18 protein-coding genes are annotated in these 17335 nt (G+C 64.9%); 7 read left to right on the top strand and 11 right to left on the bottom strand.

Annotated elements, in window-relative coordinates:
• Positions 1-21: 21 nt before the first annotated feature.
• Complete coding sequence (locus U1737_RS05490; RefSeq protein WP_332795911.1) at positions 22-471, bottom strand: tRNA (cytidine(34)-2'-O)-methyltransferase; 450 nt, start codon at positions 469-471, stop codon at positions 22-24.
• A gap of 203 nt (positions 472-674) precedes the next feature.
• Between U1737_RS05490 and petA the strand changes: the two genes are divergently transcribed.
• The 5 genes from petA (at position 675) to U1737_RS05465 (ending at position 5241) form a co-directional block, all read left to right on the top strand.
• Complete coding sequence (gene petA, locus U1737_RS05485) at positions 675-1241, top strand: ubiquinol-cytochrome c reductase iron-sulfur subunit (RefSeq protein ID WP_248522424.1); 567 nt, start codon at positions 675-677, stop codon at positions 1239-1241.
• A 10-nt stretch (positions 1242-1251) separates the two neighbouring features.
• The gene (locus U1737_RS05480) at positions 1252-2571 is read left to right on the top strand and encodes a cytochrome b (protein WP_332795910.1); all 1320 of its coding nucleotides are present in this window, start codon (positions 1252-1254) and stop codon (positions 2569-2571) included.
• A 21-nt stretch (positions 2572-2592) separates the two neighbouring features.
• Complete coding sequence (locus U1737_RS05475; RefSeq protein ID WP_332795909.1) at positions 2593-3435, top strand: cytochrome c1; 843 nt, start codon at positions 2593-2595, stop codon at positions 3433-3435.
• Positions 3436-3582: 147 nt separating this feature from the next.
• A complete protein-coding gene (locus tag U1737_RS05470; RefSeq protein WP_332795908.1) occupies positions 3583-4131 on the top strand; it encodes an adenine phosphoribosyltransferase in 549 nt (182 codons plus the stop codon).
• 474 nt (positions 4132-4605) lie between these two features.
• Positions 4606-5241: a hypothetical protein gene (locus tag U1737_RS05465; protein ID WP_332795907.1), complete on the top strand. Its 636-nt coding sequence runs from the start codon at positions 4606-4608 to the stop codon at positions 5239-5241.
• A 280-nt stretch (positions 5242-5521) separates the two neighbouring features.
• On the opposite strand, the gene U1737_RS05460 is transcribed toward U1737_RS05465, so the two are convergent.
• The 5 genes from U1737_RS05460 to U1737_RS05440 all read right to left on the bottom strand — a co-directional run bounded on the left by U1737_RS05460 (position 5522) and on the right by U1737_RS05440 (position 10590).
• On the bottom strand, positions 5522-5983 hold the full coding sequence (locus tag U1737_RS05460) for a MaoC family dehydratase (protein ID WP_332795906.1): 462 nt from the start codon (positions 5981-5983) through the stop codon (positions 5522-5524).
• Positions 5984-5994: 11 nt separating this feature from the next.
• A complete protein-coding gene (locus U1737_RS05455; protein ID WP_443027084.1) occupies positions 5995-7299 on the bottom strand; it encodes an alkaline phosphatase family protein in 1305 nt (434 codons plus the stop codon).
• Positions 7300-7526: 227 nt separating this feature from the next.
• Positions 7527-9185 (bottom strand): hypothetical protein, encoded by a 1659-nt coding sequence (locus U1737_RS05450; RefSeq protein ID WP_332795905.1) that lies wholly within the window; start codon positions 9183-9185, stop codon positions 7527-7529.
• Between the two features lie 51 nt (positions 9186-9236).
• Positions 9237-9578: a hypothetical protein gene (locus tag U1737_RS05445; protein ID WP_332795904.1), complete on the bottom strand. Its 342-nt coding sequence runs from the start codon at positions 9576-9578 to the stop codon at positions 9237-9239.
• Positions 9579-10077: 499 nt separating this feature from the next.
• On the bottom strand, positions 10078-10590 hold the full coding sequence (locus U1737_RS05440) for a hypothetical protein (protein ID WP_332795903.1): 513 nt from the start codon (positions 10588-10590) through the stop codon (positions 10078-10080).
• Positions 10591-10756: 166 nt separating this feature from the next.
• On the opposite strand from U1737_RS05440, the gene U1737_RS05435 reads away from it, so the two are divergent.
• Positions 10757-11158 carry an excalibur calcium-binding domain-containing protein gene (locus U1737_RS05435; RefSeq protein WP_332795902.1) on the top strand — a complete coding sequence of 134 codons (402 nt, stop codon included), beginning with the start codon at positions 10757-10759 and terminating at the stop codon, positions 11156-11158.
• Positions 11159-11176: 18 nt separating this feature from the next.
• Here U1737_RS05435 and ychF read toward each other — a convergent pair whose 3' ends face one another.
• Positions 11177-12274, bottom strand: coding sequence for a redox-regulated ATPase YchF (ychF, locus tag U1737_RS05430; protein WP_248522261.1), 1098 nt, complete (start codon positions 12272-12274; stop codon positions 11177-11179).
• 344 nt (positions 12275-12618) lie between these two features.
• On the opposite strand from ychF, the gene U1737_RS05425 reads away from it, so the two are divergent.
• Positions 12619-13683 (top strand): NAD(P)-dependent alcohol dehydrogenase, encoded by a 1065-nt coding sequence (locus tag U1737_RS05425; RefSeq protein WP_332795901.1) that lies wholly within the window; start codon positions 12619-12621, stop codon positions 13681-13683.
• 290 nt (positions 13684-13973) lie between these two features.
• Here U1737_RS05425 and U1737_RS05420 read toward each other — a convergent pair whose 3' ends face one another.
• The 4 genes from U1737_RS05420 to U1737_RS05405 form a co-directional block, all read right to left on the bottom strand.
• Positions 13974-14579, bottom strand: coding sequence for a TIGR02466 family protein (locus tag U1737_RS05420; protein WP_332795900.1), 606 nt, complete (start codon positions 14577-14579; stop codon positions 13974-13976).
• Positions 14576-15145 (bottom strand): aminoacyl-tRNA hydrolase, encoded by a 570-nt coding sequence (gene pth / locus U1737_RS05415; RefSeq protein ID WP_187505226.1) that lies wholly within the window; start codon positions 15143-15145, stop codon positions 14576-14578. Before pth ends, U1737_RS05420 begins: the two co-directional genes overlap by 4 nt.
• Positions 15146-15337: 192 nt before the next feature.
• The gene (locus U1737_RS05410; RefSeq protein ID WP_332795899.1) at positions 15338-16036 is read right to left on the bottom strand and encodes a 50S ribosomal protein L25/general stress protein Ctc; all 699 of its coding nucleotides are present in this window, start codon (positions 16034-16036) and stop codon (positions 15338-15340) included.
• 289 nt (positions 16037-16325) lie between these two features.
• The gene (locus U1737_RS05405; protein ID WP_443027092.1) at positions 16326-17192 is read right to left on the bottom strand and encodes a TraB/GumN family protein; all 867 of its coding nucleotides are present in this window, start codon (positions 17190-17192) and stop codon (positions 16326-16328) included.
• Positions 17193-17335 lie beyond the last annotated feature (143 nt).

The following is a 17335-nucleotide window of genomic DNA, read 5'->3' as shown; positions in this document are numbered from 1 at the left end:
CCCTCCCCGTGCCGGGGAGGATTAGCTCGGCCAGCCGCCCGTCTGCCGCAAGGCCTCCGCCGCCACGATCCCCGTCGCCACCGAGATATTCATCGATCGCAACCCCGGCCGCATCGGGATCAGCACCCGCACATCGGCGCGTGCATGCACCTCGTCCGGCACGCCAGCCCCCTCGCTCCCCATCAGCAGCACGTCGTCCCCGCGAAACTCGGCCACATCCAGCCGCACCGCGCCCTTCGTCGTCAGCAGCACGATCCGCCCCGTCACCTGTCCCAGGAACGCGTCCCAATCGACATGCCGCACCACGTCGACCACGCCGACGTAGTCCATGCCGGCGCGCGCCACGGCCTTGTCGCTCCAGGTGAATCCCATCGGTTCGATCAGGTCGACGCCGATTCCCATGCACGCGGCGGTACGCAGGATCGCGCCGACATTTCCGGCGATATCGGGTTGGTAGAGGGCAATACGCATGCCCGATCCCCTAGCGCAGCGGGGCTTCGGGGGTAACCCAAAGCAAAATGCAGTTGGCAAACCGTCGTCCCGCCGTCTATCAGATCGCAGCCTCCGTGGGGACGGTCGGGCGGAATGGGCATATGGTTTCGCGAAACCGAAAGCCCAGTCGGCCACGAAAAAAATAACGTGCAAGGGCGAGATGAATGGCGACAGTCGACGACATGGTTCCTCCCGGCGAATCGCCAGAGCCGTTTCACGAAGAGGCCCATGACCCTCGCCGCCGTGATTTCATCAATATCGCAGCCGTTTCCTTCGCCGGCGTCGGCGCGGTCGCGATCGTCCTGCCCCTGATCAACCAGATGAACCCGAGCGCCGACGTGCTCGCGCAGTCGACCACCGAGATCGACTTGTCGAAGATCCTCCCCGGCCAGGCGATCAAGACCTCGTTCCGCAAGCAGCCGCTGTTCGTCCGCAACCTGACGCCCAAGGAAATCTCGGAAGCCGACGCGGTCGATATCGCGACGCTGCGCGATCCGCAGACGCTCGAGGAGCGCACCAAGGCGGGCAAGAAGAACTGGCTGATCACGCTGGGCGTCTGCACGCATCTCGGTTGCGTCCCGCTCGGCGCCGGCGAGGGCGAGAACAAGGGCCCGTTCGGCGGCTATTTCTGCCCGTGCCACGGTTCGGCCTACGACACCGCCGCGCGCATCCGCAAAGGCCCCGCACCGACCAACCTCCTGGTGCCGGACTATGCCTTCAACTCCGACACCGTCGTCACGGTAGGCTGAGGAAAACACCATGAGCTTTCCCTGGGCCAAGCAATACGAACCGAAGCTGCCGCTGACGCGGTGGCTGGATGAGCGGCTTCCCGTTCCCCGGCTCGTCTATAATTCACTCGGCGGCGGCTATCCCGTCCCGCGCAACCTCAATTACTTCTGGAACTTCGGCGTGCTCGCCGGCGCCGCGCTCGCGATCCAGATCATCACCGGCATCGTGCTGGCGATGCACTATGCCGCCAACGGTGCGGTCGCGTTCGACTCGGTCGAGAGCATCATGCGCGACGTCAACGCGGGCTGGTTCCTGCGCTACGCCCACGCGAACGGCGCCTCGATGTTCTTCATCGTCGTCTACACGCACATCTTCCGCGGGCTGTATTACGGCTCGTACAAGGCGCCGCGCGAGATGGTGTGGCTGCTCGGCGTCACGATCTTCCTGCTGATGATGGCGACCGCGTTCATGGGCTATGTCCTCCCTTGGGGCCAGATGAGCTTCTGGGGCGCGCAGGTCATCACCGGGTTCTTCTCGGCGATCCCGCTGGTCGGCGATACCATCCGCATTTGGCTGCTGGGCGGATTCGCGCCCGACAACGCCGCGCTCAACCGCTTCTTCTCGCTGCATTATCTGCTGCCGTTCGTGATCGCGGGCGTCATCATCCTGCATATCTGGGCGCTGCACATCCCGGGTTCGAACAACCCGACCGGCGTCGACGTGAAGGGCGAGCAGGACACCGTCCCGTTCCACCCATACTACACGGCAAAGGACGGCTTCGGGCTCGGCATCTTCCTGCTGATCTTCGCCAGCCTGCTGTTCTTCTTCCCGAACTATCTCGGCCACCCGGACAATTACATCCCGGCGAACCCGCTATCGACGCCCGCGCACATCGTCCCCGAATGGTATTTCTGGCCGTTCTACGCGATCCTGCGCGCCTTCACCGCGGACTTCATCCTGCCGGCCAAGCTCTGGGGCGTGCTGGCGATGTTCGGCTCGATCCTGCTGCTGTTCTTCCTGCCCTGGCTGGACAGCTCGCCGGTCCGCTCGATGAACTACCGTCCCAAGGCGCGGATCGCGTTCTGGGTGCTGGTCGCCGACATCCTGGTGCTCGGCTATTGCGGCGGCGCCCCGGCGAACGCGTTCTACGTGATCCTCAGCCAGATCTGCGCGGCCTATTACTTCGCGCATTTCCTGATCATCCTGCCGATCATCTCGCGCTCCGAGCGTCCGCGGCCGCTGCCAAACTCGATCACCGAGGCCGTCCTGGCCAACCACGGTGGCACCAGCCCGGCCAAGACCGCGCTTGCGACGTCGACGACGTCGCCTGCACCGCACGCCGCGCACTGATACGAACTCGAGGACACACACATGGTTCGTCTCATCGCATCCCTGGTCGGCGCGGCCTTCGTGCTGGTGCTCGGCATCGCGCTCTTCGGCAGCGTCATGGGGGTCATCACCGATCCCGTCGCGCCGACCGCCGAGAGCGTCGCACACAAGCATCCGAAGGAACTCGAGCTCGCCTCCAACGGCGTGTTCGGCAAGTTCGACCGTCGCCAGCTGCAGCGCGGGTTCCAGGTCTACAAGGAAGTCTGCGCCGCCTGCCACTCGCTGCGGCTCGTGTCGTTCCGCGACCTGCAGAAGATCGGCTATTCGGAGCCCGAGGTTAAGGCGATCGCCAGCCAGTGGGTGATCGAGCAGCCCTCGATCAATCCGGAAACCGGCGAGCCGGCCACGCGGAAGAACATCCCGTCGGATCGCTTCCCGTCGCCGTTCGCGAACGAGGTCGCCGCTCGCGCCGCGAACAACAACGCGCTGCCGCCCGATCTCTCGCTGATCACCAAGGCGCGCGAGGAGGGTACCGCGTACGTCCACTCGCTGCTGACCGGCTACACGAAGCAGCCGGCCGCGCTGCTGAAGGAGTTCCCGGACATCAAGACGCCTGAGGGTCTCCACTACAATCCGTATTTCGCGAACCTCAACATCGCGATGCCACCACCGCTGACGTCGGATGGCCAAGTAACGTATGCGGACGGCACCAAGCCGACGATGGAGCAGATGTCGACCGACGTCTCCGCGTTCCTGACCTGGACCGCAGAGCCCAACCTCGAGGCACGCCATGCCGCCGGGTTCGCGTCGATCATCTTCATCTTGATCTTCTGCGGCCTCGCCTGGGGCGCGTACCAGAACGTCTGGCGCGACGTTAAGCATTGATGACGGCTGGGCTCCCGCGGTAAGGGCGCACGGATAGAGGGAGCGGCGGACAGGCGAACAGCCTGATCCGCCGCTTTCGTTTCGGCCGGGGCGCAACGTTGCGTCCGGCCCATCCGCCGCCGTCGCGCGGAACGAAGGGAACGATCCATGTCCGATACCGAAGAGCGCAACGCCGACCTCACGGCGCTGATCCGCACCATCCCGGACTTCCCCAAGCCCGGCATTCAGTTCCGCGACATCACGACCTTGCTGCTCGACCCGACCGGCTGGGCGACAGCGATCGAGCGGATGGTCGCGGCGGTCTCGGGCCCGGTCGATCTCGTCGCCGGCATCGAGGCGCGCGGCTTCCTGTTCGCCGCCGCGCTCGCCGCGCCGCTCAAGGCTGGCGTGTTGCTGATCCGCAAGGACGGCAAGCTCCCCGGCGCGACGATCGCCGAAGACTATGCGCTCGAATATGGCACGGACCGTATCGCGATCCACGCCGACGCCTTCGCGCCCGGCGCCCGCGTCCTGCTGGTCGACGACCTGATCGCCACCGGCGGCACCGCCCGCGCCGCCGTCCGCCTGCTCAACAAGGCCGGCGCGACCGTCACGCAGGCGCAGTTCCTGGTCGATCTCCCCGATCTCGGCGGCGCAGACGCGCTACGCTCGGACGGCATCGAAGCGACGGCCCTGATCCACTTCCCCGGCCACTGATCGCCCGCCACGAGACTGCTGCGCGCCCGCCGCTCGCATATCGTGTGCACGGCGCCCCATACAGATCCCCCCCCGGCGAAGGCCGGGGTCCAATTGGGGAACGTCCCTAACGAAGGACGTCGCGCCGCTACCTCACCCATTCCAATTGGGCCCCGGCCTCCGCCGGGGAGGAAGCATCCCTCCCAAACCGTTCCCCCAAACTGTTCCCCCAAACTGTTCCCCTGCGGACGCGGGGGCCCAGCTAAGTACCGCGGCGCTCCGTTACCCTGGACCCCCGCGTCCGCGAGGGAACGGTAAGGAAGAGCGTGCCGGTCCCTCCAAGCTCCTGCCGAACCCAAAACCCTGTCAGACCCCATTCCCGCCCCCGGTACGAAATCCCGTCAGACCTCGTTCATGGAACTTGCGACATAGTGTCTCCGTTGTGCGACGAATGGCGGCGCGTTGTGTCCGCCCTCCGCGTACGGGAGATTTTCCATGTTTATGAAACGCTTCGGCATTATCGGCCTGGCTCTGGGCCTCGGATTGGGCGTAGCAGGCTGCACAGACGGTTACGGCTATGGCGGCGCCGGCCTCGGCTATGCGAGCGACCCCTATTACGGTGGCGGGTATGGCGGCGGCTATTACGGTGCAGGCTATGACGGGTTCGCGGGCGATGGCGGTCTGAATTCCTATTACGGCTGGAACGGCAATTATTATTACCCCGGTTCGGGCGTCTACGTCTACGATCGCAACCGTCGCCCGTATCGCTGGAACGGCGCGCAACAGCGCTATTGGCAGGGTCGTCGGGGCAACTACCGCGGCAACGGCAACTGGGGCAATTTCGCCCGCGGCAACAATCCCGCGGCGCGCGAATATCGCCAGGATCGTCGCGGAGCCAACCGCGACTTCCGCCAGGACCGCCGCCAGGATCGCGGCCAACTCCGCAACGGCCAGATCACACCGGACCAGTTCCGCGGCGAACGTCGCGAAGCGCGCCAGCAGTATCGCGGCGAGGCCCGTCAGGATCGGCGCGAATACCGCCAGAATCGCGGTGGCCAGGGGCGTGGCTTCGGTGGTGGCAACCGCGGATTTCGGGGCGGCAATCCCGGCGGCGTTCGCACGCCCAAGTAACTAGCGCAGATTGGTTCACGCGAAGGCGCGAGGGCGCGAAGAGAAGGAGTTCGGTTTCACGCGGCGACACGGAGGCGCGGAGAGTTGTAGAATAGCGAGGGGAGGGCGACCTCCTCTCAAAAGGCACCAAAGCTCACCAAGCGGCTCGGTCATCCCAAATCTTCTCCGCGCCTCCGCGCCTCCGCGTGAACAAACCTTCTGTCTAGCTTTGCGCCTTTGCGCCTTCGCGTGAATCACTACTGCATGAGAGCCAGACAGTGTTCGGGCTGACGCCTACCAGTCAGCCAGCCGGCACTTCCGTCGGGCGCGTCGCGACAAGCCCATTAGAAACGAACGTCATCACTATCACGTCGTCCTGATTGAACACGCGCATCCGGCTCTTGAAGATTCCCATCTCGGGCCGACTCGCCGACACGCGCTTCTCCAGCACCTCGCTCTCGCAGCGTAGGGTATCCCCCGGATACACCGGCTTGATCCACTTCAGTTCGTCGATCCCCGGCGACCCGAGCCCCGCTTGCTCGTTCTCCTTCAGATGCGCGACCAGCATCGCCATCGTCATCGCGCACGTATGCCAGCCGCTCGCCGACAACCGCCCGAAATGCGTCTGCGCCGCCGCCTCGTCGGACAGATGGAAGGGCTGCGGATCATATTTCGCGGCGAACGCGGTCACTTCCTCGCGGGTGACGGCATAGGAGCCGAACGACGCGGTCCGACCGACCTCGATATCCTCGAAATACTGCATAGCCTCTCCTCTTATCGTTGCATCACCTTCTGGAAGGGCGCCGCGGTGCCGTCCAGCCCCGCCTCGGCCGGCAACCCGATCAGATCGCGCAGCAAGGGCTCGATCGCGACGTTGTCGAAGCTCGGGATCGTCTTGCCGCGAACGAACGCCGGTCCGTTGGCGATGAAGAGCGCGCGCATCTCAGGCGCCATGTTGTCATAGCCGTGCATCCCGCCGACCGAAGCTTTGGTCGGCGCGCTCAGATCGACCCGCCAGCCGACATCGGCAAGGCAAAGATAGCTCGGCACGCGCGGATTGCGCCCATAATGGAACCGGACGGGAATCTCGCTTTTGCGCCAGCATTGCAGGTGATCGTGCGGCTTGAGCAACCGCGCCTCTAAAGCCGCCTCATGCCCCGGCACCGCGAACAGGGTCGCGTACGGCCCCATCTCGACGGTGCGATAATCCGCCTTGTCCGCGATCGTATCGAGCGCGACGACGCGCGTGCTGCTCGTCGCCGCCATGCCGTGATCCGCGACGATCACCAGGTTCGCCGGCTGCCCCAGCGCGGCGAGCCCGTCGACCAGCGCGCCGATGCTGGCGTCGACATCCGCCACCGCCTGGGTAACGCCCGCGCTGTCCGGCCCGCCCGCATGACCCGCGCTGTCGACCGTATCAAAATACAGCGTCACCAGTTTGGGCCGGATCGCAGCCGGCCGCCGCATCCAGTCGAGCACCGCGTTGACGCGCTGCGTGCCCAACACCTGCTGGTTGAACTGCTGCCAGTCCTCCGGCCGCGTACCGCCATCGATCGCACCATGGCTGTCGGGCTGGACCTTACCCCCGACCGCGACGTTCGCTCCTGGCCAGAACATCGTCGCAGTCCGGATCCCCGCCTTCTCCGCATCGACCCAGATAGGCGAGCTCTCGCTCCACCAGAACGGATCGTCGGTCGCCATCGTGAACGTCTCGCCCGGCCGCGCCGGATCCTCCATCTTGTTGCCGACGATCCCGCTGCGATCGGGCCGCAGCCCCGTCACCAGCGTCCAGTGATTGGGAAAGGTGACACTCGGAAACGACGGCCGCATGCTCGCAAACACCCCGCCCGCGCGCAGCCGGTTGAGGTTCGGACTGACGCCGCGGTCGAGATAATCCGGCCGGAACCCGTCGATCGACACGAGGATCGTCACCGGCGCGCGCCTCTCGCCCGGCATCGCAGCCGCTGCTTTCGTGGTCGGAGCAGGTGCGGTAATCGGCGCAAGAGCAGGGGGCGTGTACGGATACGCACACCCGGCGAGCGCCAGCCCCAGCAATGCGAGCACAGTCGTCTTCATCATAGCCGTTCGTCCCGAGCAGGTGCCGACGTCGCGCGATCCCTACTCGGCACAACGGGGGAGGGGAACCCGTTCGCGGCACTATCTAATCGCCCAACGGCGAGCACGACCCCGGCGAAGGCCGGGGCCCAGTTGGGGGACATCGCTGATACGCGTTGCGCGTCGTCACTCCGACCTACCCAACTGGACCCCGGCCTCCGCCGGGGAGGGAAGATTATTTGGCTACCGCCCTACAACCCCACCGCCAACTTGCTGAACAAAGTCCAACTCACCGGCGTCTTCCCATAAGCCGCCTCCAGCGCCGCCGGCTTGGCATACGCCGCGACAGTCCCCCCGAGCGCCAACCCAAGCGGCCCGACGATCGGCACCCGGTACGCATACCCGACCTCAGCCTTCGTCACCCGGAACTTCCGATCATGCAGCGGATCGTCGTGGTCCGGAAAAAGCTCGTCGTTCGCCACGTTCTCGAGCCTGCCGAACACCGCATGCCGCGGCGTCAGCTCGTAATTCACCTCCGCCAGGAACGCGCTCAGCTTTTCCCCCGGCACCCGGTCCTTGAGGCTGTACGCAAACGTCGTCGCCAGCCCGCCCCGCGCATATTGCACGCTCGCGGTGGTGCGGTTCTCGTCCTCGCCCGGATGCTGCGCCTCGGGCTCCTTCAGCCGCCCATGGCTCACCTGCACCGCCCAGAACGGCGACGGCGTCCACGTCCCGCGCACGCTCCACGAATCGAGTCGCGGCGTCTCGATCCCCCAGCGATGCTCGTCCGGCTCGCGTCCCTTGAACGCCGACGCCTCCAGCTGGAACTTCGGTGTCGCATAGCCCGCCGTCACCACGCCGTAGGTGATGTGCGTCGAATCGAACCAGTGATGCGTGATCGGCGACATCGGCTGATACCGCGCCGACCCCCGGTGCATGAACGCGCTAGGCCCCAGCGCCGGCTCGCCGACCGGCCCACCGTACAGGAACAGCGTGTTGCCGTTCCCCAGCCGGTAATCGATCTTGGCGGCCAGCTCCATGAACAGGTCGTGCGGATGCTGCCGATCGACCAGCGGTCGGTCGTTCGCCAGCTCACCCGTCGCGAACAGATTGGTGTAGCCCCGCGCGCCCATCAACGGCTCCAGGCTGTTCATCGCCCGCAGCTGGATATGCCAGCGGTCGCCCAGATCGCGGTCCGCCATCAGCATCGCCATCGACTGCACGAACGCCTCGCTCTTCCCGCGCGGCCCCCCCTGGTCCGTCGCGACGCCCCACGCATAGCCATGCGCCATCAGCATCCACTCGCCCGCCTGCGTCATATACCCACGCATCGGCCCCTCGGCCGCTGGCAGCCGCGACGTCCCGCTGCCCTGGCTGTAGAAGCCGGCCGACGTCCCCATCGCCATCCCGGCCATCGCCGACCCCGTCGGCATCTTCGCCACCGCCGCATCGGACGCCGCGCGATAGGCGGGGTCCACGATCATCGCGTGGCCCATCGCCCCTTGGTCCATCGTACTGTGATCCATGGCACCATGATCCATCGCCATCCCGGGCATCGCAGAATGATCCATCTGCGCATGATCCGTCCCCGGCATGGCGTCCGGCGTCGCAGACGGTGCGACCGAAGTCGAAGGCGTGACCGGAGCAGGGTGCCCCATCGCCGAATGGTCCATCGTCGAGTGATCGACAGCACCGCCAGACTGCGACGCACGAGCCGCCGGGGCCTTAGCCACCGGCCGGGACTTCGCCTTCTTCACCGTCTTCTTGGGAGCCGCATCCGGCATCGTCATGCCCGGCATTGCCATGGAATGTTGCGCCACCGCAGCAACCGGCAGCACCGTCCCCACGACACCACCCGCAAGCAGCATCGCCCTCACGGCACCAGCCGCGAGAAACCTATATCGAGTCATTGGTATATCCTTGGAAAAGCCTGAAAATCGGGGCGCACCAGCACCCGACGATCAAGCCTCTCGCGGAGGCCGCAAAGCCGGTGCGACGCCAGCTCCAAGATCCAGCACCGCCACCCGCTCGGTCACCATGACCGGCTCCCGCAATGCAACGCCGAGAACGCGGGCGCCATTCCAGTTCGAAGGCGGCACGCACCCGATACACCCATGCAGCGGCGTGGCCTTCCGGTCGGGCGCCTCGTGGTCTGGCATAGCCTCCTGCGTCCCGCCCATCGCCGCCATATCCATCACGACGGCAGACCCCCGCGAAGCAGGCGCATCATGACACGCCGCCGGCGCCACCGCAGGAAACGCAAACGCAGCAAGGAGCAAAGCCAGGATCAGGCGCGCGAGCATGACCCGGTTTAACCCCTCGCACGATCCGCCACAACCTCGCAGTCTCCCCCGACCTCGCCAAAGCCCGCGTAGCGCCAGCCCGCAGCCTTGCCCGAAAGCCGAGAAAGGTTCAGCCTCCGCCCATGAAGACCCCAACGCACCCCGAACGCACCGAACCCGAAGCACCCCCGCCGCCAAAGTCTCGATCCGGATCGGCAAGCGCACGACCTTCGACGCCTCGGTAACGACCGCCGGCCTGCTATCGGTCGGCGCGCTCGTATCCGGCATCCTCCTGTCCAGCGCGGTCATAGTCGCCGCCGCAGGTCGCAAGGCCCCAAGACGCCCGCTGGCATTGCCTGATCATACCAAGACCGAGGGCTAACGCCCGGTTGCTGCCGTTCGTTCATGGTCGTCGCGCGCCGGAAAGCAGGTGCTAGACAGATCATCTTGACCGGCATCCGCATCTACGGGACGAAGACCGCTCAACCGCCTCTCACCAGAAGGTTTCTCGTAGATCCTGTCAGGTAACTTTTTTATACAACTGATTATAGACGATCGGCGTAGATAGCAGCGGATTGATGATGGTGGTATTCTCCACCAAGTCCTGGCCGACACTATGATACTTTGACGTCCGCTCGCCGTATTCGCCACGGAATGTTAGAGCGATGGTTCCGCCATCCGATTTCACCGATACATCGAAAACAAGTTCTGGGATGAGTTTCCACTTGATCGGCTCTTCGCCTAACCAAACTACGATCGGTGTTTTGGCATCATACGCGATCCCGACTCGACGTCCTGCGGTAGAAATTCTGATTCTATTTACCGCAATGGACTTGCGGAGCCTCATCCGAATGCGAGGGCGCTTGTCGTCGGGAATGTTGGCGGTAGCGCTGTCGATCACCTTAAAAGCGTTGTCACTCCGCGCCGTGTCCAGTTCATAGATGCCTGAAACCACACCTTGCACCGGGCTTGCGGAGCTTGAGGTAGAACTCAAGATGGCAACTCCAATCGCCGCCGACAAAGTATGACGCATCTCACCCTCCTCAAATTTCGCTGCTCGCCGGTACGGGCGTAGCGATGATCCGGATTAGCGCATAGGTTATGCCTTAGGTGTCGGAGCGGGGACTTTCTCTTCCCGGCTGCTAAGCCAGCAACCCACCGATAAGCCTTCGTCAACCACTACGCCCATATGGTGCGTCATGGGGCGCTCCTTTATCGTGGTCACGGCGATCGCCTCGACATTGATGTTTGCCGGTGTCTGGAAAGTCACCGAGCCGCAGCCGACTGTACCCCCGGCTATCATCGATACCAAGGCGGCACCCGATACGGCGGCTACCGCGCCGCCAGCGCTGCGGCGTCATGTCGTCGCGCCTGCCCAGCCAGTCGTTGACGCCGAGCCCTACAACGTCGTTCGACCGGCATATCGATCATCGACCCCGGCGCGCCAGTCAGCCAGCGCCGGATCGGAAAGCGCGATCTTCTACAGCGGATGTCGCGAAGTGCGGGCGGCAGGGGCCGCGCCGCTCCACCGCGGCCAGCCGGGCTATCGTGCCGGGATGGACGGCGACGGCGACGGGATAGCCTGCGAAAACTATCGCTGACCCGCCGCCGCCAAACCCTCAGCTATGCAGGAAGTGCATCACGTCGCCGTCCTGCACGACGTATGCCTTGCCTTCCGCGCGCAGCTTGCCGGACTCGCGCGCCTTCGATTCCCCACCCAGCGCGATGAAGTCGTCGAACGCGATCGTCTCGGCGCGGATGAAGCCCTTTTCGAAATCGCCGTGGATCTCGCCCGCCGCCTGCGGTGCGGTCGCGCCCTCGTGGACGGTCCAGGCACGCGCTTCCTTCGGCCCGACCGTGAAGAACGTCAGCAGATGCAGCAGCTTGTACCCCGCGGTGATGACGCGCGCGAGGCCGGTCTCCTCCAGCCCCAGCTCGCCGAGAAACTCGCCGCGATCCTCCGCCGGCATCGTCGCGATTTCCGCTTCGATCGCCGCCGACACCACCACCGCTTCCGCGCCCTCGGCCTTCGCCTTCTCGAACACCCGCGCCGACAGCGCATTGCCGTTCGCGGCATCGCCCTCGTCGACGTTGCACACGTACAGCACCGGCTTGGCCGTCAGCAGCTGCGCCTGCGCGAACACGCGCGCCTCGTCCTCGTCCTTCGGCACGGTCAGCCGCGCGGGCTTGCCTTCGCGGAGCAGTTCGAGCGCCTGGCCGAGCACGGCGGCGCCGATCTTGGCTTCCTTGTCGCCCTGCATGCCCTTCTTGGCGAGGTTCGGGACGCGCTTTTCGAGGCTTTCGAGGTCGCTCAGCATCAGCTCGGTGTCGACCGTCTCGGCGTCGGCGATCGGATCGACCTTGTTATCGACATGCGTCACGTCGCCATTCTCGAAGCAGCGCAGCACGTGGACGATCGCGTCGACCTCGCGGATGTTGCCGAGGAACTGGTTGCCGAGCCCTTCGCCCTTCGACGCGCCGCGCACCAGCCCGGCGATGTCGACGAAACCCAACTGCGTCTCGATGATCTTCTGCGATCCGGCGATCTTCGCCAGCGCATCGAGCCGCTTGTCGGGCACGCCGACGTTACCGACGTTCGGCTCGATCGTGCAGAACGGATAGTTCGCCGCCTGCGCCGCGGCCGTCTCGGTCAGCGCGTTGAAGAGAGTGGACTTGCCGACGTTCGGCAGCCCCACGATGCCGCAGCGAAAACCCATGATATGCCTTTAGTTTGAAATTGGGGGTATAAGAATGTGCGGGCGCTTTAGGGCAGGGCGGTCCGGAAGGCCAGCGGAGGACGCCTTTCCTCTGATCCTCCCCCGCAAGGGGGAGGTGGCGCGAAGCGACGGAGGGGGAGGAACACGCAACCAACGTTGCGCCTGCCTCCCCCTCCGTCAGGCAAGCGCCTGCCACCTCCCCCTGGCGGGGGAGGATCAGCAAGAACTGGGCCTGATCGACCCACTCGATTGCCGCAGTGCAGCAAAATTATCATACCGCTCGGTAGAGAAGTAGTAGTTCGAGGGTTATGATAGCCGTCTCTCCGAAAAGCCCCAGGAACTTCATGACCACGACCGCCCACGGCTACGCCGCGCAATCCCCCGAAACCCCGCTCGCCCCCTTCTCGTTCGAGCGTCGCGAACCCGGCAAGACCGACGTCGCGATCGACATCGCGTTCTGCGGCGTCTGCCATTCCGACCTCCACACCGCCAAGGGCGAATGGGAAGGCACGCTCTACCCCTGCGTCCCCGGCCACGAGATCGTCGGCCACGTCACCGCGGTCGGCAGCGACGTCACCAAGTTCAAGGTCGGCGACGTCGTCGGTGTCGGCTGCATGGTCGACAGCTGCGGCGAGTGCCCGTCGTGCAAGGACGGCGAGGAGCAATATTGCGAGACCACCGGCTTCGTCGGCACCTATAACGGCCCCGATCCCGTGCTCGGCGGCCACACCTTCGGCGGCTATTCGGACAAGATCGTCGTCGACCAAGGCTTCGTGCTGAAGGTCTCGCATCCCGAAGCCGACCTCGCCGCGGTCGCGCCGCTGCTCTGCGCGGGCATCACGACGTACTCGCCGCTGAAGCACTGGAAGGTCGGCCCCGGCCAGAAGGTCGGCATCGTCGGCTTGGGCGGTCTCGGCCACATGGGCGTCAAGATCGCCAACGCGATGGGTGCCGAGGTCTATGTCTTCTCGACCTCGCCGAACAAGCGCGACGACGCCAAGCGTCTCGGCGCGAAGGACCTGATCGTCTCGAAGGACGAAGCCGCGATGGCCGAGCACGCCAACAGCTTCGACTTCATCCTCAACACCGTCGCGGCGAGCCACAACCTCGACACGTTCACGGCTCTGCTCAAGCGCGATGGCACGATGACTCTGGTCGGCGTCCCCGAGCACGCGCATCCGTCGCCCTCGGTCGGCAACCTGATCTTCAAGCGCCGCGCGATCGCCGGCTCGCTGATCGGCGGCATCGCCGAGACGCAGGAGATGCTCGATTTCTGTAACGAGCATGGCCTGGTATCGGACATCGAGATGATCCGCATGGACGAGATCGAACCTTCGTTTCAGCGCATGGTGAAGAGCGACGTAAAGTACCGCTTCGTCATCGACATGGCGACGATGAAGACGGCGTAATCGGGCAGGGGGGCATCACGCGCGTCGTCCCTCCTGCTCCCTCCCCGTCAGGGGAGGGTCAGGGTGGGGCAGTGCCCCAAGCGCGTGCATCCGCGGCCAAGCCCCACCCCAACCCTCCCCTGAAGGGGAGGGGGTAAGAAGGTGCAATACCACCACCCCGGCGAAGGCCGGGGCCCAATTGGGAAGGCGGTTGTGAGGAAGGGCGGTCCTTCGTTAGCGACGTTCCCCAATTGGGCCCCGGCCTGCGCCGGGGTGGTACTTCGCATGCCGAGCTGTCTCAGCCGCCCCAATCACCACCGATAGTTAAAACTAATACTGATCCGCTCGCCCTTGGCGGCATTCGGCACGACCTCATGCCGCAACCAGCTCTCCCACAAGAACACACTCCCAGGCTTGGGCTCGGCATACACGAACGTCCGCAGATCCTCCGCCGCATCCTCCAGCCGCGTCGGCGCCGCCATCATCATCGGCAACCGCGGATCCTCCAGCTTCAGCGCCCCGGCCCCCTCCGGAATCGTCACGTACATCGTCCCCGAGACGACACTATGCGGATGGATATGCCCCGAATGCGCGCCGCCCGGCTTCAGGACGTTCACCCAAAGACTGTCGAGCTTCAACTTCCGCCCGCCAAGATCGAACGCACAGTCCTTCGCGAACTGCGCCACATGCTTGTTCAGTAGGCGCACCAGATCCCCGAACCGCGGATCGCGCAACGGCAGGTCGTTCAGCGACGCATAGGACGTATACCCGCGATACCCATGCGCCTTAGACCACGCGACACCGGCGCGATCGGCCTTCGACAGTTCGAGCGCGGCGTCCTCCAGTTCCTCGACCAGATCGTCGTCGCCGAGATCGGCCTCGTAGAACCGCGTGGCAAACAAGGAACGGGTGGTCATGGCTGCATCCTCAACGCGACATCGTTCATGAAGCGGACGTCGTCGCCTTCCGCCAGCCACTTGGCCTCCGCCGCGACCGCGCCGAGCATGTCGGACAACGGCTCGATCTCGGCCTTCGCATAATTGCCGAGCACATAGCCGGTCACGCGATCCTTGTGCCCCGGATGCCCGATCCCCAGCCGCACGCGGCGAAACTCCGGCCCCAGATGCTGGTCGGTCGAGCGCAGCCCGTTATGCCCAGCCGTCCCGCCGCCGGTCTTCACCTTCACGCGGAACGGCGCGATGTCGAGTTCGTCGTGGAACACCGTCAGCGCCTCGACGCCAAGCTTGTAGAACCGCAGCGCCTCGCCGATCGACCGGCCGCTCTCGTTCATGAAGGTCGCCGGCTTCAGCAGCAGGATCCTGGTCGAACCGATCCGCCCCTCCTGCGTCCAGCCCTGGAACTGTTTCTTCACCGCGCCGAAGCCGTGCACCTCGGCGATCGCGTCGGCGACCATGAACCCGACATTGTGCCGGTGCATCGCATATTGCGCCCCCGGATTGCCGAGTCCCGCCCAGATCTGCATTTCAATTCCCAGTCACAAAACATTTCCGTCACCCCGGCGGAGGCCGGGGCCCAGCGTTCCGCACGCTCAATCCTGTCGAATGTGCGGAACGGTGGATGCCGGAACAAGCCCGGCATGACGGTAGTACGAAAACGGGCGGGAAAGCCCTGCTTTCCCGCCCGCCAGATCATCCTAAGACGAAGGGCTGAACCCTCAGTCCTTCTTTTGCGGCGTGATCTTGTCGTCGTGGTTGTCGTCGTCGTTCGGCTCGACCGGGGTCTCTTCCTCGGCAGCAGCCTCGGCAGCCTGGGCTTCGGCGACTTCGGCCTCGAGGATCTCGTCCTCGACGGTCGGCACGGTCGGCGGCACGATCGTGGCGATCGCGAAGTCGCGGTCGTCGATCGCGGGCGTCGCGCCCTTGGGCAGCTTCACGTCGCTGATGTGGATCGAATCGCCGATTTCCTTGCCGGCGAGCGAAATCGAGATCTCGCTCGGGATGTCCGATGCGTCGACGACCAGTTCGATCTCATGACGCGTGATGTTGAGGACGCCCTTGCCCTTCTTGATGCCCGGCGCGTCGTCTTCGTCCGTGAACACGACCGGCACGGCGACCGTCACGGTCGAGTGCGCACCGATGCGCAGGAAATCGACATGGATCGGACGATCCGAAACCGGGTGGAACGAGACGTCCTTCGGCAGCGTGCGGATGCCGTTGACCATCACGACGGAATTCATGAAGTGGCCGGTCATCAGCGCCTTCATCAGCGCCTTTTCCTCGAGGTGAACCGACATCGGCTCCTTGTTCAGGCCGTAGATCACGGCAGGCACGCGGCCATCACGACGCAGCGCCCGGGAGGCTCCCTTGCCAACCCGGTCACGCGTCTCGGCTGCGAGCGTCAACTGGTCGCTCATCTATATTCTCCGAAACTCGTTTGTTGTCCTTCCCGCCCACGCCTCCAGGGATGACCATGGACCGGAAGCGCGGGCGCATAGCGGAAGTGGGGGGCAAAAGCAATTCTGCGCCTTGGGGATGCGCCCTAAGCAAGTTCCCCCTGACTAAACCCCGTCACCCCAGCGAAAGCTGGGGTCTCCGCGTAACCGAGCGCGCCCTCGACGCACGAGACCCCAGCTTTCGCTGGGGTGACGGAATGGATGGGCGGGGCGTCGCGTTTAAACCCGGCAGATTAAACCCGGCAGCGACTCAATACTGTACCCGCTCGGCCTTCACCCCAAGCTTAGCCAATTGCGCCTGAACGCTGTCCTTCCCTGCGAGGTGCCCAGCCCCAACCGCAACGAACACAGTCCCCGGAGTCCCGAGTCGAGTCTTCACCCACTCCGCCCAGCGCGCATTGCGGTCCACCAGCAACACCTTCGCCACCTCGGGCGAGTCCTTCAAACTGTCGTTCATCTCCTTGGCCAAAGCCTCGGGATCGCCTTTCGCCCACTCGTCGACCATCGTCGCCATCGTGCTTTCCAGCTTCGGCAACTCGTCGATCGTGCTCCCGAGAAACTGCAACTGCGCGGTTTGCGACAACCCGCCGAAATAGCCGAGCTGCTGCTCCGCCGTCTCCAGCCCGATCACGGGCTTCCCCGCAGCCTTCGCCGCCTCGGTGATCACATGCTCGGGCCCGTTCGCCGAGTCGTATCCAAGCTTCGACAGCGGCGCGATCGACAGGTTGGTCGCCGCGAGCCATGGCTTGAACCGATCGAACGCATTCGCCGGCAACCCCAGGTCCGTCACCGCCTTCGCATACGCCGCGCGCTTGTCCGCGGGCAGTTGCTCTGTCAGCGTCGGGCCGTCTTTCGACACGCCCGTCGCCATCACCAGCGACTGCATCTTGGCGGGATCCGGCATCACCAGTTCCAGCACCACCTGTTGCGAGCGATCGAACGCCGTCTTCACCGCCTCGTCGAACCACGTCATGCCGGGCTTCAACACATGGATCGTCCCGAACAGGTAGATCGTCGTGTCCTTGTCCTTCACCACCCAAAGCGCCGGATCGGCATCGTTCGCGGCTTGCACATGCTTCGGCGCAACCTGCGCACAGGCGGGCAAAGCGAACGCCATCGCGATGGCGGACAGCGCGGATCGGAACGAGGCGATCTTCGAGAACAGCTTCAAGGGGAGGGCATCCTTACCGTGAGTTCGCCCCCATGTAGGGCGCCCGGCGCAAACGCACCACTTGCCTCCCGCACCCCCATCCGCCAAAG

Source organism: Sphingomonas fucosidasi (genome assembly GCF_036663855.1).
GTDB classification, from domain to species: domain Bacteria; phylum Pseudomonadota; class Alphaproteobacteria; order Sphingomonadales; family Sphingomonadaceae; genus Sphingomonas; species Sphingomonas faeni_B.
The sequence above is the reverse complement of the archived record's forward strand: the minus strand, read 5'-3'. Positions and strand labels throughout refer to the sequence as shown.

Excerpts from the sequence above, each read along its gene's own strand:
- U1737_RS05490 (WP_332795911.1), bottom strand. The coding sequence starts at position 471 with ATGCGTATTGCCCTCTACCAACCCGATATCGCCGGAAATGTCGGCGCG.
- petA (WP_248522424.1), top strand. The coding sequence starts at position 675 with ATGGTTCCTCCCGGCGAATCGCCAGAGCCGTTTCACGAAGAGGCCCAT.
- U1737_RS05480 (WP_332795910.1), top strand. The coding sequence starts at position 1,252 with ATGAGCTTTCCCTGGGCCAAGCAATACGAACCGAAGCTGCCGCTGACG.
- U1737_RS05475 (WP_332795909.1), top strand. The coding sequence starts at position 2,593 with ATGGTTCGTCTCATCGCATCCCTGGTCGGCGCGGCCTTCGTGCTGGTG.
- U1737_RS05470 (WP_332795908.1), top strand. The coding sequence starts at position 3,583 with ATGTCCGATACCGAAGAGCGCAACGCCGACCTCACGGCGCTGATCCGC.
- U1737_RS05465 (WP_332795907.1), top strand. The coding sequence starts at position 4,606 with ATGTTTATGAAACGCTTCGGCATTATCGGCCTGGCTCTGGGCCTCGGA.
- U1737_RS05460 (WP_332795906.1), bottom strand. The coding sequence starts at position 5,983 with ATGCAGTATTTCGAGGATATCGAGGTCGGTCGGACCGCGTCGTTCGGC.
- U1737_RS05455 (WP_443027084.1), bottom strand. The coding sequence starts at position 7,299 with ATGATGAAGACGACTGTGCTCGCATTGCTGGGGCTGGCGCTCGCCGGG.
- U1737_RS05450 (WP_332795905.1), bottom strand. The coding sequence starts at position 9,185 with ATGACTCGATATAGGTTTCTCGCGGCTGGTGCCGTGAGGGCGATGCTG.
- U1737_RS05445 (WP_332795904.1), bottom strand. The coding sequence starts at position 9,578 with ATGCTCGCGCGCCTGATCCTGGCTTTGCTCCTTGCTGCGTTTGCGTTT.
- U1737_RS05440 (WP_332795903.1), bottom strand. The coding sequence starts at position 10,590 with ATGCGTCATACTTTGTCGGCGGCGATTGGAGTTGCCATCTTGAGTTCT.
- U1737_RS05435 (WP_332795902.1), top strand. The coding sequence starts at position 10,757 with ATGGGGCGCTCCTTTATCGTGGTCACGGCGATCGCCTCGACATTGATG.
- ychF (WP_248522261.1), bottom strand. The coding sequence starts at position 12,274 with ATGGGTTTTCGCTGCGGCATCGTGGGGCTGCCGAACGTCGGCAAGTCC.
- U1737_RS05425 (WP_332795901.1), top strand. The coding sequence starts at position 12,619 with ATGACCACGACCGCCCACGGCTACGCCGCGCAATCCCCCGAAACCCCG.
- U1737_RS05420 (WP_332795900.1), bottom strand. The coding sequence starts at position 14,579 with ATGACCACCCGTTCCTTGTTTGCCACGCGGTTCTACGAGGCCGATCTC.
- pth (WP_187505226.1), bottom strand. The coding sequence starts at position 15,145 with ATGCAGATCTGGGCGGGACTCGGCAATCCGGGGGCGCAATATGCGATG.
- U1737_RS05410 (WP_332795899.1), bottom strand. The coding sequence starts at position 16,036 with ATGAGCGACCAGTTGACGCTCGCAGCCGAGACGCGTGACCGGGTTGGC.
- U1737_RS05405 (WP_443027092.1), bottom strand. The coding sequence starts at position 17,192 with ATGGCGTTCGCTTTGCCCGCCTGTGCGCAGGTTGCGCCGAAGCATGTG.